This window comes from Chthoniobacterales bacterium, assembly GCA_018883245.1.
Classification (GTDB): domain Bacteria; phylum Verrucomicrobiota; class Verrucomicrobiia; order Chthoniobacterales; family JACTMZ01; genus JACTMZ01.
In genome coordinates, this window is sequence record VEQL01000015.1 from 23,737 (window position 1) to 37,503 (window position 13,767).

15 protein-coding genes are annotated in these 13,767 nt (G+C 61.8%); 13 read left to right on the plus strand and 2 right to left on the minus strand.

The genetic code is table 11. The annotated features are described in order from the left end of the window. Positions 1 to 9 precede the first annotated feature (9 nt). The 4 genes from FGM15_06985 to ssb are packed head-to-tail and all read left to right on the plus strand — an operon-like array spanning position 10 to position 2,039. Complete coding sequence (locus FGM15_06985; protein MBU3665605.1) at positions 10 to 675, plus strand: 50S ribosomal protein L25; 666 nt, start codon at positions 10 to 12, stop codon at positions 673 to 675. Between the two features lie 9 nt (positions 676 to 684). Beyond that, a complete protein-coding gene (locus FGM15_06990; protein ID MBU3665606.1) occupies positions 685 to 1,263 on the plus strand; it encodes an aminoacyl-tRNA hydrolase in 579 nt (192 codons plus the stop codon). Further along, a complete protein-coding gene (gene rpsF / locus FGM15_06995; protein MBU3665607.1) occupies positions 1,260 to 1,568 on the plus strand; it encodes a 30S ribosomal protein S6 in 309 nt (102 codons plus the stop codon). Before FGM15_06990 ends, rpsF begins: the two co-directional genes overlap by 4 nt. 30 nt (positions 1,569 to 1,598) lie before the next feature. Next, positions 1,599 to 2,039, plus strand: coding sequence for a single-stranded DNA-binding protein (gene ssb / locus FGM15_07000; GenBank protein MBU3665608.1), 441 nt, complete (start codon positions 1,599 to 1,601; stop codon positions 2,037 to 2,039). Here the strand turns inward: ssb and pssA are convergent, their stop codons facing one another. Both pssA and FGM15_07010 read right to left on the minus strand, forming a co-directional pair. Continuing rightward, positions 2,040 to 2,819, minus strand: a complete 780-nt coding sequence (gene pssA, locus FGM15_07005; GenBank protein ID MBU3665609.1) for a CDP-diacylglycerol--serine O-phosphatidyltransferase — start codon at positions 2,817 to 2,819, stop codon at positions 2,040 to 2,042. A gap of 44 nt (positions 2,820 to 2,863) precedes the next feature. Beyond that, on the minus strand, positions 2,864 to 3,682 hold the full coding sequence (locus FGM15_07010) for a phosphatidylserine decarboxylase family protein (protein ID MBU3665610.1): 819 nt from the start codon (positions 3,680 to 3,682) through the stop codon (positions 2,864 to 2,866). Between FGM15_07010 and sufT the strand changes: the two genes are divergently transcribed. The 9 genes from sufT (at position 3,588) to FGM15_07055 (ending at position 13,431) form a co-directional block, all read left to right on the plus strand. Then, entirely contained in the window at positions 3,588 to 4,133 is a 546-nt protein-coding gene (gene sufT / locus FGM15_07015) for a putative Fe-S cluster assembly protein SufT (GenBank protein MBU3665611.1), read from the plus strand. The two genes, FGM15_07010 and sufT, sit on opposite strands and share 95 nt — an antisense overlap. A gap of 31 nt (positions 4,134 to 4,164) precedes the next feature. After that, positions 4,165 to 6,912, plus strand: coding sequence for a PAS domain S-box protein (locus FGM15_07020; GenBank protein MBU3665612.1), 2,748 nt, complete (start codon positions 4,165 to 4,167; stop codon positions 6,910 to 6,912). Next, a complete protein-coding gene (locus FGM15_07025; GenBank protein ID MBU3665613.1) occupies positions 6,909 to 7,541 on the plus strand; it encodes a response regulator transcription factor in 633 nt (210 codons plus the stop codon). Before FGM15_07020 ends, FGM15_07025 begins: the two co-directional genes overlap by 4 nt. A gap of 167 nt (positions 7,542 to 7,708) precedes the next feature. Further along, positions 7,709 to 8,464, plus strand: coding sequence for a hypothetical protein (locus tag FGM15_07030; GenBank protein ID MBU3665614.1), 756 nt, complete (start codon positions 7,709 to 7,711; stop codon positions 8,462 to 8,464). A 65-nt stretch (positions 8,465 to 8,529) separates the two neighbouring features. Continuing rightward, on the plus strand, positions 8,530 to 8,727 hold the full coding sequence (locus FGM15_07035; GenBank protein MBU3665615.1) for a hypothetical protein: 198 nt from the start codon (positions 8,530 to 8,532) through the stop codon (positions 8,725 to 8,727). A gap of 84 nt (positions 8,728 to 8,811) precedes the next feature. Continuing rightward, entirely contained in the window at positions 8,812 to 8,967 is a 156-nt protein-coding gene (locus FGM15_07040) for a small basic protein (protein MBU3665616.1), read from the plus strand. A 37-nt stretch (positions 8,968 to 9,004) separates the two neighbouring features. After that, positions 9,005 to 9,706 (plus strand): rRNA pseudouridine synthase, encoded by a 702-nt coding sequence (locus FGM15_07045; protein MBU3665617.1) that lies wholly within the window; start codon positions 9,005 to 9,007, stop codon positions 9,704 to 9,706. A 30-nt stretch (positions 9,707 to 9,736) separates the two neighbouring features. Continuing rightward, entirely contained in the window at positions 9,737 to 10,126 is a 390-nt protein-coding gene (locus tag FGM15_07050) for a RidA family protein (protein MBU3665618.1), read from the plus strand. Positions 10,127 to 10,305: 179 nt separating this feature from the next. Then, a complete protein-coding gene (locus tag FGM15_07055; protein MBU3665619.1) occupies positions 10,306 to 13,431 on the plus strand; it encodes a PAS domain S-box protein in 3,126 nt (1,041 codons plus the stop codon). The last annotated feature ends 336 nt before the right edge of the window (positions 13,432 to 13,767 follow it).

Sequence of the window (13,767 nt, forward strand, 5' to 3'; positions counted from 1 at the left end):
CCGCCCTTTATGTCGAACCAAGTCAGCCTGAAAGCGTCGCATCGCACCGCCAAGGGGCGCAACGCCGTGAAAAAATTGAAAAATGCGGACGCCATTCCGGCGATCCTCTACGGGAGCGGGGTCGAGCCCACGCCTTTGCAACTCGAGCGTCGCGCCATCGATACACTTCTTTCGCACGCGGTCGGCGAAAACATTCTGGTCAACCTCGAGATCGACGGCGGCGCACGCCTCGCCCTCATCAACGAGGTGCAGCACCATCCTGTCAACCGTGCCGTGCTGCATGTCGATTTCCAGGCCGTGTCGGCCAATCAGGCCCTTGTTGCCGAGGTGGTCATCGAGCCCGTGGGCGAAGCAGCCGGCGTGAAGACCGGCGGCGGTCTTCTCGAGCAAAGTCTGCGCTCGATCGAGGTGGAGTGCTTGCCCAAGGACTTGCCGGAGATGATCAAAGTGGATGTCTCCGCTCTCAATCTCGGCGATGCGCTCCACGTGCGCGATTTGCCGGCGCTGCCCGGCGTGAAATATGTCGCCGATCCGGAAGTCACCGTTTTCCTCGTTTCGGAGCCCAAGGTCTCCGAAGAAGGAGCGCCTGCCGCCGAGGGTGCGGCTGCCGAACCCGAGGTCATCCGCGAGAAGAAAGCGGAAGAGGGCGAGGGCGCCGGGGCCAAAGAAGACTAGGTCAGCGACTTGCCGGCCGCCGATACAAGCTCCGCTTGGCTGGTTGCCGGTCTTGGCAATCCCGGTGCCCGCTACGAGGGCACGCGGCACAACGTCGGTTGGCTTGCGCTGGATGCGCTCCGCCCAGATCCGGCGTTTCGCGAAGAGGCCAAGTTCGAAGGATTCGTTGCGCGCGCCGATGGCGCGTGGCTGCTCAAGCCCACGACATTCATGAACTTGAGCGGTGTCGCCGTTCGGACCATGGCGGACTTTTACAAGATCCCGCACGGCCGTGTGCTGGTTGTTTTCGATGACGCCGCCCTGCCTTTCGGTCGCTTGCGCATCCGTGCCTCGGGCAGCGCGGGCAGTCACAACGGCCTGGAGTCGGTCCTGCTCCACTTTGCCACGGAGTCTGTCCCGCGCCTGCGCATCGGCGTCGGGGCGCCGCCCGAACCGGTCGCTTTGCATGATCATGTGCTGGGTGCATTCACGCCCGCGGAACGCGCTGAATTGCCTTCCATTCTGGATCGCGCGGCTTCGGCAATTCGCGTCATTCTGAAAAACGGGCTTGCCGCGGCGATGAATGAGTTCAATAAAGAAGGTTCATGAATACGCGACGTTACGAAATACTTTTGGTCCTCAACACCAAGGGCCGCGAAGAGTCGGCCAATGACCTGATCGACGGCATCGAAAAACAGATCAAGGCCGCCAAGATGGAACTCGAGCAGGTGCAGCGGCTGGAAAAAAGAACCTTCGCTTATCCGAGCCGCAAACAGAGCGCCGGTTTCTATGTCAACTTCATCGTCCATGCCACACCCGAGCAGGTGGACGAGCTGCGCGCCAAGTGGAAGCTCGACCAAGCCGTCCATCTCCAGCACGTCGAGAAATTGAAGCCCGCGGCCAAGGCCGCCTGACGCAAACCCAGTCACCACCGCCCTAATACCATGGCCTCCGTCAACAAAGTCATGCTCCTCGGAAATTGCACCCGCGACCCCGAGGTCAAATACACGCCAAAAGGCAGCGCCGTCACCGATGTCGGCATTGCAGTCAACCGCGTTTACACGACGGATGGCGGCGAGAAGCGCGAAGAAACCACCTTTGTCGATGTGACGATGTGGGGGCGCCAGGCGGAAATCGCCGGGGAATATCTCAAAAAAGGCCGCCCGGTTTTCATCGAGGGGCGACTGCAGCTCGACACGTGGGATGACAAGCAGACCGGACAGAAGCGCTCCAAGCTCCGCGTGGTATGCGAAAATTTCCAGCTTCTCGGTTCCCGCGACGGCGGAGGTGAGGGCGGGGGTTCCCGCCCCGGAGGCGGATCCAAAGCAGCGAAAGCCGCGCCAGCCCGCGAAGAGGAACCGTCCGAGGACGATATCCCGTTCTGATCAGGCCGGCCCGCCGCCCGTCGCGGCTTCCTCTTCCTCCTCGTCCGATTCGATCTCGCGACGCCATGCGTTCGAGATCAGCGGCCTGACCAGTCCGTAAAGCAGGTAGGCGACAAAAAGCATCGCCGGCATCCATTCGTAGTTCATCGCGGTGAAGATCAGCACGACGATGGTCGCGATGAATTTCGGGATCGAGCGGCGCGTGCGCCAGTTCACGGCTTTGAAACTCGGGTATTTCACCCTGCTGAACATCATGAACGAGAGGAAGAGCATGAGCGGCGGCAGCGCGTATTTCCACGGACCGATGGTTTTCTGGCCCGCGTCGAGCCAGAGCATCAGCAGGGTGATCGAGGCGATGAGGCCCGCCGCGGCGGGAATGGGAAATCCCTCGAAGTCCTTCGACCCGTTGCCTGCCTCGTTGTTGGCCGCGAGGCAGTTGAACCGCGCCAGTCTCAGCGCGCCGCAGGCGAGATACACGAACGCGATGAGCAGTCCGTAGCGATCGAAGTCGCGCAGGACGATGTGGAACGCCAGCAATGCGGGCGCCACGCCGAACGAGACGATGTCGGCCAGCGAGTCGAATTCGCGGCCGAACGCGCTTTCGTTGCCGCCGAGCCGGGCGAGCCGTCCGTCGAGAAGGTCGAAAATGCAGGCGCCGAGGATGAACCAGATTGCCACATGGATGTTCTCCGCGGGATTGCCGCCGCCGCGTTGAGCTATGACCGCATCTAGGATGTTGAGCACCGCGGCAAACCCGCAAAAAAGATTCCCCGCCGTCATGAGATTCGGCAGGAGATAAATCCGCGGCCCTTCCGGTTCGCTGTTCATGGCTCTGCGAGGCGGGCGATGACCGTGCTGCCGCCTTTGACGTGCTGGCCGACTTGGACCACCACCTCGGCATCAAGGGGAAGGCAGATTTCCGTCCGTGAACCGAACCGGATCATCCCGAAATGCTGACCGCGCGCGAGGCGTTCGTCCAGCTCCGCCCAAGGCACGATGCGTCGTGCTATGGCGCCGGTGATCTGGCGGACCACAAGAATCAGCCCGGGACGGCACTCGAGGCCCCAAGTGCGTGCCGTGTTGTGCGTGGAGGCCAGCGGGCTGCGCGCGTCGAGGTAAGTCCCGGCGTATTCCGCCGTGTAAACCACGCGGCAATCGGCAGGCGCGCGGTTCACGTGGACGTCGAAGACCGAAAGAAAGATGCCGATGCGGCGCATCCTCCGGTTCACCCACTCCGTTTCCTCGATCTCCGTGATGTCCGTGACGCGGCCGTCGGCGGGGGAGACCACGAGGCCCGGACCGTCGGGTATTTTCCGTGCGGGATCGCGGAAAAAGTAGAGCGTGAACAGCAGCAGCCCGAACGGCACCGCTGCCAGCCAAGGCGCGACGAGCCATGTCGCGGCCATTGCCGCGATCAACACGACCAAAATCCAGCGTCCCTCCCACAAAGTCTGCCAGCGCATAAAGCCCGCGACATTACACGGCAGCGCCCGCGGGCGCGAAACCATTTGATTGGACTCGTGGGTCCACGGGAATAAATTGCGCGGAATGACACACCGCGAAATCACCCTGACGCGCGACTGCAAGGCGATCCTCATTCCCAGCGGCGAGGAGTCCACCCTTGCTGCCGGCAGTCCGGTCATTATCACGCAGTCCCTCGGCGGCACCTACACGGTGGCGACGCAGACCGGTTTGGCGCGCATCGCCGATGCCGATGCCGATGCGCTCGGCCTCGAACTGAAAAAGGAAGAGGCGGCGCGCCCTGTGTCCGCAGGTGGCGAGGTGACGGAGGACGACGTCTGGGCGCAGTTGAAGAATGTTTATGACCCGGAGATTCCGGTGAACATCGTCGATCTCGGGCTGGTTTACGACTTGGTCCTCGGCAAGAGCGAATCCGGCGCCACCACCGTGAACGTCAAAATGACCCTCACGGCTCCCGGCTGCGGGATGGGGCCGACCATCGCCGCCGATGCGCGCGGCCGGATTCTTTCGCTTCCCGGCATCGACTCGGCCGAGGTCGATTTGGTGTGGGAGCCGCCGTGGAACCAAGGCATGATCACCGAGGCTGGGCGGATGAAGTTGGGTCTGGTCTGATCCGCAGACGCACCGAAAATCGTCTCAAGGGATGCAGACGCTGGATCCGGCAGTCACCACCTGCAGCGGCAGTGCCGATGCCCATGACGCGGGGCGGGAGTCCTCGCCGGGCACCCCCCGCATCGACGACAGCCAGCTGTGGCGTCAACTTTTTGAAGCTCCGGTGGCCATGGCATGGACGACCCTGCCGGGCCGAGGCGACATGCAGGCGAATCGCGCTTTTGCGCAGTTGTTCGGCTACGGCCCCGACGAAATCCCGACGCTGGAAAGCTGGTTTGCCAAGGCCTACCCGGACGCGACATATCGCGCGCGAGTGCGGGAGGAAACCGCCGACTTGATTGCGCGGTGTGAGTGTGACGGACACCCTCCCGGGCTGCGTGAATACAAAGTCACCTGCAAAAACGGCGAAGAGAAACGCGTCGAGGTGGCTGTGGCGGTGATTTCCGGGCGCTTCCTCGGAACATTCACGGATGTCACTGTCCGGCACCAGCAATTCGAGGCCCAGCAGCAGCGCGAAAACGACCTGCGCCGCATTCTCGACCATCTTCCTTTCCCCGTGGCGACGAGCTTGGCCGGAGAGGATTTCGACTGGCGGGATTCGCGGGCGAAGGTGACATACGTGAACCGGCGCTTCACGGAGTTGCTGGGTTACACTTTGGATGACATTCCCACGGTGGGCGAGTGGGCGCGCCGGGCGTATCCCGACGAGAAAGTCCGGGAGAATGTGATGCGGTTGCTCGACAGTCAGATCCGGTCGGCTGTGTCTGCAGGAGCGGATGTCGGTCCCGTCCGCTCGCGCGTGGCGACGAAAAACGGAGGAACAAAGGACGTGGTGATCAAGGCGGCCACAGAGGGAGGAAGCCTGATCATTTCTCTCGAGGACGTGACGGAGCGCCAGCTTGCGCAGCGATTGCTCGAGCAGAGCGAGGAAAGATTCCGCCTGATGTTCGAGCAGGCGCCGGTGGCGATTGTTTACACGGATCTCGCGACGGGAGACATGCATTTCAACGCTGCGTATGAGCAAATGCTCGGCTACCGGCGGGATGAATGTTGGACGCGCGAGCAGTTGGCTGCCCGGGTGTTGGAGTCAGCCGGCTTGGATCTGGCGGATGTGGAAAAAATGAAACGTGCGGCTTTTGAGCGCGGGGAACGCTTCAGCTTGGAACTTCGCCTCACGGCCACGGATGGATCGGTGCGGGACGTTGTGCTGACCTCCATTGATTTGCCCGGCGTGGATTGCAACGTGATCATCGACCTCAGCGAGAGCAAGCGCGTGCTGCGGGACCTCGAGGAAAGCGGAAGGCGGTTGCGCGACATCGTCGAGAACGCGCCGGTTCCGATTGCCTACACGCGGGGAGGCGCGCGGACGTTGGCGTTCAACAAAGCGTTCATCGAAGCCTTCGGCTGGACGGCGGAAGACGTGCCCACTTACGAGGTGTGGTTCCGAAAAATCTACCCCGATGCCGGATATCGGGAGAAGGTCCTGGCAAATTGGGATCTCGACGTCCAGAAGGCTTCGCAGTCGGAAGGCAAGATTCCCATGCGCACCTACGACATCACGACCAAAGACGGCTCGCGGCGGGAGGTGGAGCTTACGGCTGGCATATTCGAGGGAGAGATATTCGGAGCCTTCATCGACGTGACCGTGCGCAACCGGGCCGAGCGCCTGCTGGCGGCGAGCGAAGCGAGCTTGCGGGGTCTTCTGGAAAACGCGCCGCTCGGTATCGTAAGGACGGACTTGGCCTCGGGGAGTTTGTGGGTCAACAAGGAGTTTACGAAGATGCTGGGCTACACTGCCTCGGACATTCCCGATTTCGAGCGCTGGATGCAGCGGGCGTATCCCTCGGCGGATTACCGCAACCGTATCGCCAAGCAATGGGAGGAAGCGGTGGGGCAGGCGCAGGCGGGTGACGGGAGGATCGAGGCTGCGGAGGTGCGCGTGATGGACCAAGCAGGTTGCGAGCATGTCATGCAGTTTTCCGGCATTCTGATCGGCGGCGAGGTTTTCGGCCTGTGCGTCGACCTGACCGAGCGCAAAAATGCGGAGCAAAAATTGCGGGAGAGGCAGGAGCAGCTGGCACGCGTGGGTCGCGTGTCCAGTCTCGGGCAGTTGGCCGCCTCGCTGGCGCACGAGCTGGAGCAGCCTTTGGCTGCCATTCTGAACAACGCGGAGACGGCCAGCTTGCTGCTCCAGAAGGGCGGCAAGGCGGACTGCGCCGAGTTGCGCGACATTGTGGGCGACATCCTGGAGGACGACCGGCGCGCCGGGAAGGTTCTCGATCGGATCCGCAGCATGGTTCAGCAGCAGCGCTTCGAACCGCAGCGGCTGGACGTGGGCGAGATCCTGGAGTCCGCTTCCCACCTGTTCGGCGGGGAATTCGATTCGCGTGGTCTCGCGCTCGAGATTTCGAAAGAGGACGGCCTGCCGATGGTGATGGGTGACTCCGTGCTGTTGCAGCAGGCGCTGCTCAACCTTGTTCTGAACTCTCTCGAAGCTATCGGGGACCGGCCTAATGGTCGCGTCCATGTGCGCGCGCGCGATGCAGGAAGCGGACGCGTCGAAATCTCCGTGTCCGACAACGGCGGCGGGGTGCCACCCGGAGACATGGACAAGTTAATCGAGCCTTTCCACACCACAAAGAAACAGGGACTCGGCATGGGTCTGCCGCTGGTCCACAGCATAATCGAACAGCACGGCGGCGACCTGCGCTTCGCCAACCGGGAGGGGCACGGATTTTTTGTCAGCATGGTGTTGCCCGCAGCGGAGGCGGAGAAGTGAGCGAGAAGCCGGTGGTCCATGTCGTGGATGACGACGTCTCGTTTTTGCGCAGCGTGACACGCTTGCTTCGTGCCTCGGGTTACAAAGTGGAGGCGTATTCATCCGTCGATGAATTCCTGCAGCGGCCCTCGTCCCAAGCGCCCGGATGCGTGCTCACGGATCTGCAGATGCCCCACCGCAGCGGCCTCGACCTGCAGAAGGCGTTGGCACGCACACGCCATGCCTTGCCGGTCATTTTTCTCACCGCAAAAGGTGACATCCCGACCTCGGTGCGGGCCATGCGCGAAGGCGCGGAGGATTTCCTCACAAAGCGCGCCCCGAAGGCGGCCCTGTTCGATGCGATCGAGCGGGCGATCGCAAGAAGCCTTCGCGAGGAGAAGCGGCGATCTTGTCGCGCTGAGGCGAGGGCCAAATTCGATGCACTGAGCCGGCGTGAATGGGAAGTGCTGGCAGGTGTTCTCCGCGGACTGCTCAACAAGCAGATTGCGGAGAAGTTGGGAATTGCCGAGCGCACCGTAAAACACCACCGGACGTCATTGACCAACAAAGTCGGCGTCTCCTCGGCAGCCGAAATGGCCTTGCTCGTCAACGAAGCCGGTCTCGATCGCGCTGACATACCAGCTGTCTGAATCGCCGCCGGGACACGCCACCGCTTGCCCAAAAGGGCAATAGATGGCCGGCGCGGGATTTTACATAATGACGGTCGATGAGCAATTCGTCCGACTCAGTTGTTGTTACCAAGTCCAGTCCCAAAAGACGGTTTCGCCGGCGCGTCCGAAATTCCGCGCCGGTTCCCGTGCCGCGCGAGGATGTGCAGGCGTGTCTGGAGCGTATCTTGGCCAGTCCGGATTTTGCCGCAAGCGATCGCAATCGCCGCTTTTTGGCCCATGTGGTGAACAGCGAGCTGGACGGGCGTGACGAGGATATCAGCAGCTATAACATCGCCGTGCGCATCTTCGGGAGATCGCCCGACTTCGATCCGACGAGGGATCCGATTGTGCGCATTGAGGCGGGAAAATTGCGTCGCGATCTCGAGATGTATTACTTGAAGAGCGGTCGCGCGGAACGGGTGGTCATTTCGCTGCCGCGTGGCGGATACTGGCCGCATTTTGCGCTTCGCGATGTGTCGGCATCGCCGGACGGGGAGAGTTCGGACGCGCTGGATCCCCGCGGGATTACCGTGCATGTGTTGCACTCCGAGCAGAGCCGTTTGGCCAACGAATATCCCGATTTCCGGGCGCGAGTGGTGGACGCTCTTGCGAGATTGCCCGATTTGGCGGTATTCACGAGCCAAGGCGCCGCGCAAGAGGGGGTTTTACTCGACAGCGACACCGCACGCGATTTGGCGAGAAAGAACGGCACGAAGTTCGTGCTCTCCGGATGCGCGCGAGACGGTTTCGATCAAATCGTTCTTACCGCGCGGTTGCATGACGGCGACAATGGCCGGCAGATTTGGTCCGAGGATATCCAGGGAGATGGCCAAGGGCTGATGGAAGCTCTTGTTTCGCGTCTCACGGAGGTTCACCGCTCGTTTTGCGGGAACCGGCGCTGATGGGGAGATTTTCCAAACGGCCGAAACGACTTGCAAGGCGTTCGGAGAGTGAAACGTTCACCCGCATGGTCATGCCCGCTGCCTACATTTGTCTGCCCGTCGGGGTCGCGATTGTCTTCGCAGCCATCCTGAGCTACGCCGTTTACGACGCGTTCCCGCTGGAAATCTTTTGTGTCGGGGGAGCGGTTATGCTCACCCCCGGTGTTTTGTTTGTTTTCCGGTTCCTGCGAGGCCATTTCAGCGACTCGCTCAACGAGCCCTGACGCAGGGGCATTGCGCCGGATATCTGCGGCAAGCCGCAGCTTTTGGTTGGCAGAAAGCCCAAGCATCGCTAATGTCCCGTCGCTATGAGTCAGCACAGAAGTCTACGTGGTCAGGGCGCCATCAAGGCAAAACGCAACGTTCTCAAGCGTTTTGAGCGTGTCGAGTTGCTCAAGAAGCGCGGGCAGTTCAAGGACAACCAGAGCGTCATCGGTCTCAAGAAGACCAAGCCGGACGAGTGATCGGCGCTGCGCGCCTCGTGTAGGCGCGACCCTACCGATGCGGCTCAACCGCTACCTCGCGCTGTGTGGATTGGGTTCCCGTCGCGCTTGCGAGGATATCATTCTCGCCGGAAGCGTGCGCATCAACGGCCGCCCCGTGCGGGAGCTGTCCACGGTCGTCCGACCGGAAGACACGGTTTTCGCGCGCGGTCGCGAAGTGCGTCCGGCGGCGCCCCGATGCATTGCCTTCAACAAACCGCCGGGCTGCCTGAGTTCGCGCCGTTCGCAGGGTGACAAGCCCACCATCTATGACTTGCTTCCCCGTGACGCGGCAAACCTCGCGCACGTGGGAAGACTCGATGCCGAGAGCGAGGGGTTGCTGCTGCTCACGAACGACGGTGCTTTGGCCCAGGCTCTCACGCATCCCTCGCGTCATGTGGAGAAAGAATACGAGGTGATCCTCGACCGTCCGTTCGACCCGTCGAAAACGGCGAAGTTACTCAAGGGTGTGTATCTCGAGGAAGGGCGCGCCCGGGCCGCCAATGTGCGGTTGGATGCTCCGAACAAACTTCGCGTCGTTCTCACGCAGGGCATCAACCGGCAGATTCGCCGGATGTTCGCCGCGCTCGGCTGGGATGTGAAGAGACTGACCCGCACCCGGCTCGGCCCACTTCGACTGGGGCGGCTTCCGCGCGGCGGATGGAGGGAACTGTCCGCCAAAGAAGTCGATTTGCTGCGCCGCACTACCGGGCAGCGTTGATTTTGCGCGGGCGCCCGCTAAAACATACACATGATCAAACGAATCACTTCCGTGCAGGACGGCCCGTCTGCCATCGGTCCCTATTCGCTCGCAGTCGTCGCGGAGGGCAAATTCCTTTTCGTCTCCGGTATGACGCCCATGGACCCAGCGACGGGAAAAATGAGCGACGGCCCCGTGGCCCGGCAAACTCAGCTTGTCCTTGATAACATGCGCAAGGTTGTCGAGTCGGCGGGTGCGACCCTTGCCGATGTCGTGAGCTGCCGCGTTTTTCTGGCTCAGTTGACGGAGAAAAATTTCGCCGAGATGAACGGCGTCTATAAGGAGTTTTTCAAAGATCCGTATCCGGCGCGCACGACTGTCGGTGCTCAGTTGATGAACATGGCTGTCGAGATCGAATGCGTCGTGCGTTTGCCGGCCTGATTGCGTTTGCTCCGCGGAGGCGGAGTATTCTGCGAAAGTTGATGCCCTCATCGGGGCATGCGGCCGGGTGATATCCATGGGGTGTTCACCCCATATTCTGCAGCGGCCGGTTCGCGCATTATTTATATCCATCGGCTCCGGAAATAGTGCCACCGGCGCCGCGGTGGTTAGTCGCAGTTATGAGACAATTTGCGCGCCTCTACTTGCCGGTCGCGTTCTTTGTTTTGCTGGTTACTTTTTTTGTCGCGATCAATCTGACGCAATCCGACCTCGCCCGGCTCAAGAGCGCCGAGGCAGACCAACTGCAACTCGGCTCGGAGATTCTCCGCGCGGCGCTGGTGATGTCCGTGGAGCACCTGACGGGCATGGCGCGCGAGCCTCAGCTTGGCGAGGCGTTGAGGATGCCGCCTGCACGGGCGCGTTCGGTCGTGGGAAGCCAGCTCGCGACGCTGCTTTATCACAACCCTGTCTATGACAAGGCGCGCTGGCTTGGCCCCGATGGCATGGAGTTGGTCGGCGTGGAGCAGGGACCCCAAGGCCCTGTTGCCCGCGCGGAGCCGGATTTGCAGGACCAGTCGCATGGCGGATATTTCAAGGACGCCATCAAGCAACCGCCCGGCACTTTTTACATGTCGCATCTCGACCTCAGTGTGTCGCGCGGCTCTGTGGAAGTGCCGCACAAACCGGTTTTGCGGTTCGCCATCCGCCTGCCGTCCAGCGCGGGCCGCGACCTCGGACTGTTGCTCGTCAACGTGCGAGCCGGAGACATGCTCGACCGCCTTGCAACAGTCGTTCCCGTGGCCGCCGGGTCGGAGCTTATGCTGCTGAGTTCTCAAGGCCACTGGTTGCTGGCGCCGGATCCGCGGGACGCGTTCGGGTTCGCAACAGGGGATGCGGGCAAATCCTTCGCCGCACGACAACCCGCGGAGTGGGCGCGCATCTCGGGGGCTAAATCGGGCGCGATCTTGACGCGGAGCGGACTGTGGTCGTGGATGACCTTCGATCCCGCGGCCATTCTTGGCAGCGATGTGAGGGCGGCGGAAACTTGGAAACTTGTCGGGCACGTGCCCGCGGCCGCGATCGCACGCATGCAGTGGCAGCTTTTATGGCCACTGCTTGCCGTGTGCGCGACAGCACTCGGAGTCCTTCTTTTCGGCGTTTACAAATACCGGCAACTTTGGGAGCGGCGCGAAGCCGGCGCGTCCGAGCGAACTTTGACTGCGGGCAAGCAACTGGCGGAGCGTCGCTTCCTCCTTGCCACCGAGGCCGCGAACGTCGGCGTGTGGAATTGGGACCTCGACACCAACAAACTCGAGTGGTCGGACCTCTGCAAAAAACATCTCGCCCTGCCCCCGGGGTCGGAGCCCAGTTTCGAGCATTTCTACGCGGTGATGCATCCCGAAGACCGCGGGCGCGTCGAGCGGCGAATCGCGGAAGCCGTGGAGAAGCGGCGCGATTATTACGAGGAATACCGGATCGTCCAGCACGACGGTTCCGCGCGCTGGATTGCCGCCCCGGGGCGCGTCTATGCCAAGCCCGACGGAACGCTCGAGGGCATGGGAGGGGTGACGTTCGACATCACTGCGCGTAAAAAAGCCGAGGAAGATCTGCGCCAGCTCAACATGACCCTGGAACGCCGCATCGCGGAGCGGACGGCCGATTTGGATGCGGCCCAGCGGCAGTTTCGCCTGCTTGCCGAGAATGCCTCCGATGTGGTGTTGCAGCAAGACACGCAAGGTATCATCCAATGGATTACCCCTTTGGCCGTGAGGCAACTCGGCCATGTCCCCGAGGAACTTGTCGGCAGACCCTTCAGAGACCTTGTTCACCCCGAAGACTGGGACGGGGTCGAAACGGTCGAAGGCCAGCTCAGGAAAGGCAGTCCGGCATCCGTTGAAATCCGCTTGCGAGTCGGCAACGACGGCTACCAATGGTTCTGGATGTCGATGCGTCCGCTGACCGACGAGAACGGTAAAACCACGGGATTTGCTGGCGGTTTGCGCGACATCCAGCAAGAGCGGCAGGCCCGCGAGGCGGTCAAAAACGAACGGCTGCGTCTGAAAGCGACCTTGGACAGTCTGCTCGATCCGCATGTGCTTGTGCAACCGGTGCGCGACAAGAGCGGACGCGTTGCTGATTTCATTTACACCGACGCAAACCCCGCCGCTTGCAGGTGGATCGGCAGGGACCGCGACCATCTCCTGGGCCGCAGCACACTCGAACTTTTTCCCGCAATGGAATCCACCGGACTTATGAAAATTTACCGCGATACCGCGGAAACAGGACGTCCTGCGGTGATCGACAACTTTCTTTTTCCCTTGGGCGATTCGTCGCATTGGCTCGATATCCGTGCTGTGCGGGTGGATGAACGGGTTAGCTTTGTCTGGCGTGACATAACCGAGCGTCACAATGCCGATGCGAGACTCGCCGCCTCGGAGGAACGATTTCGCCTTCTGGCGCTCAATTCGTCGGATGTCGTCGTGCACGTTGACGATAGCGACACGATCGTCTGGGTCTCGCCGTCGCTCACCGCCGTGCTGGGGTGGGAGGTTGCCGATTGGACCGGGCGCAAAGTCACCGACCTCGCCGTCGATAGTGAAGAATTGGCCCAACTGCACGGAGACCTCCAACGCACGCGGCAGGGGACGCCGTTCGTCCGGCGTGCGAAGCTGCGAGCCAAAAGCGGAGTTGTCCATCGGATCGAACTCCACGCGGGCCCCTACCGCGACAGGCACGGCCGCATCAACGGCATCGTCGGGTCGTTCCGCGTGGTGGACAAGGAAGCGGCCGCGGAGCAATTGCTCGAGCGGCAGGCCAAGACCGATGCACTTACCGGACTCTGCAACCGCCGCGAGTTCGAGGTCTTGGCCCATCGCGAGTTGTCCCGCGCGCAGCGTGCGGGATCAGCGGCTTCACTGCTTATGATGGACATCGACAAATTCAAATCCATCAACGACACCCGCGGCCACGACGCGGGCGACGAGGTGCTCAAAACCATCGCACGTGCTTGCGCGCCGCATCTGCGCGAAATCGACACCCTTGCGCGTCTCGGCGGCGAAGAATTTGCCGTCCTTCTTCCTGATACCGCGATCGAAGGCGCGCGCCATGTCGCGGAGCGCATCCGGGAAGCCCTCGCGGGGGAGTCCGTCTTTCCCGGCAACGGCGCGTCTATCCGGTTCACTGTGTCGATCGGCGCCGCCGAGCACGACGGAACGCCGGAAGATTTGCCAGGGTGGTTGAAACGCGCCGACGAGGCTCTTTACCGCGCCAAAAATACCGGTCGCAACCGTGTTTGCGTTGCGTAGGGGCGCCTAGCACGCCAGCACTATGCGGTCTTGAGCGGACGGCCGGGTCGCGCTTCAAACCGGATGAACCGCGGGAAAACTTCCGTCCATTGCGTTGCCGCAGCATTGACGCGCCGCGACCGTCGTGGCATCAAGTCGGCTTTCGCGCGATTAGCTCAGTGGTAGAGCGCTTGCTTCACACCCCCTCGGGCCGAATTTTCGCCAACATTTCCCGAGACAATCCCGAGCGCATCGCGGCCTTTCAAACACCTTTGCGCGACCAAAATTTTGCGCGGGATGTTTGTCATAAACCATTCCCGACATTTCCCGACATGAAGCCGAAAAAATGCTGTCGGG

What these genes read in the sequence shown, in the direction of transcription:
- FGM15_06985 (MBU3665605.1), top strand. Translation starts at nt 10, where the DNA reads ATGTCGAACCAAGTCAGCCTGAAAGCGTCGCATCGCACCGCCAAGGGG.
- rpsF (MBU3665607.1), top strand. Translation starts at nt 1,260, where the DNA reads ATGAATACGCGACGTTACGAAATACTTTTGGTCCTCAACACCAAGGGC.
- ssb (MBU3665608.1), top strand. Translation starts at nt 1,599, where the DNA reads ATGGCCTCCGTCAACAAAGTCATGCTCCTCGGAAATTGCACCCGCGAC.
- pssA (MBU3665609.1), bottom strand. Translation starts at nt 2,819, where the DNA reads ATGACGGCGGGGAATCTTTTTTGCGGGTTTGCCGCGGTGCTCAACATC.
- sufT (MBU3665611.1), top strand. Translation starts at nt 3,588, where the DNA reads ATGACACACCGCGAAATCACCCTGACGCGCGACTGCAAGGCGATCCTC.
- FGM15_07010 (MBU3665610.1), bottom strand. Translation starts at nt 3,682, where the DNA reads ATGACCGGACTGCCGGCAGCAAGGGTGGACTCCTCGCCGCTGGGAATG.
- FGM15_07020 (MBU3665612.1), top strand. Translation starts at nt 4,165, where the DNA reads ATGCAGACGCTGGATCCGGCAGTCACCACCTGCAGCGGCAGTGCCGAT.
- FGM15_07035 (MBU3665615.1), top strand. Translation starts at nt 8,530, where the DNA reads ATGGTCATGCCCGCTGCCTACATTTGTCTGCCCGTCGGGGTCGCGATT.
- FGM15_07040 (MBU3665616.1), top strand. Translation starts at nt 8,812, where the DNA reads ATGAGTCAGCACAGAAGTCTACGTGGTCAGGGCGCCATCAAGGCAAAA.
- FGM15_07045 (MBU3665617.1), top strand. Translation starts at nt 9,005, where the DNA reads ATGCGGCTCAACCGCTACCTCGCGCTGTGTGGATTGGGTTCCCGTCGC.
- FGM15_07050 (MBU3665618.1), top strand. Translation starts at nt 9,737, where the DNA reads ATGATCAAACGAATCACTTCCGTGCAGGACGGCCCGTCTGCCATCGGT.
- FGM15_07055 (MBU3665619.1), top strand. Translation starts at nt 10,306, where the DNA reads ATGAGACAATTTGCGCGCCTCTACTTGCCGGTCGCGTTCTTTGTTTTG.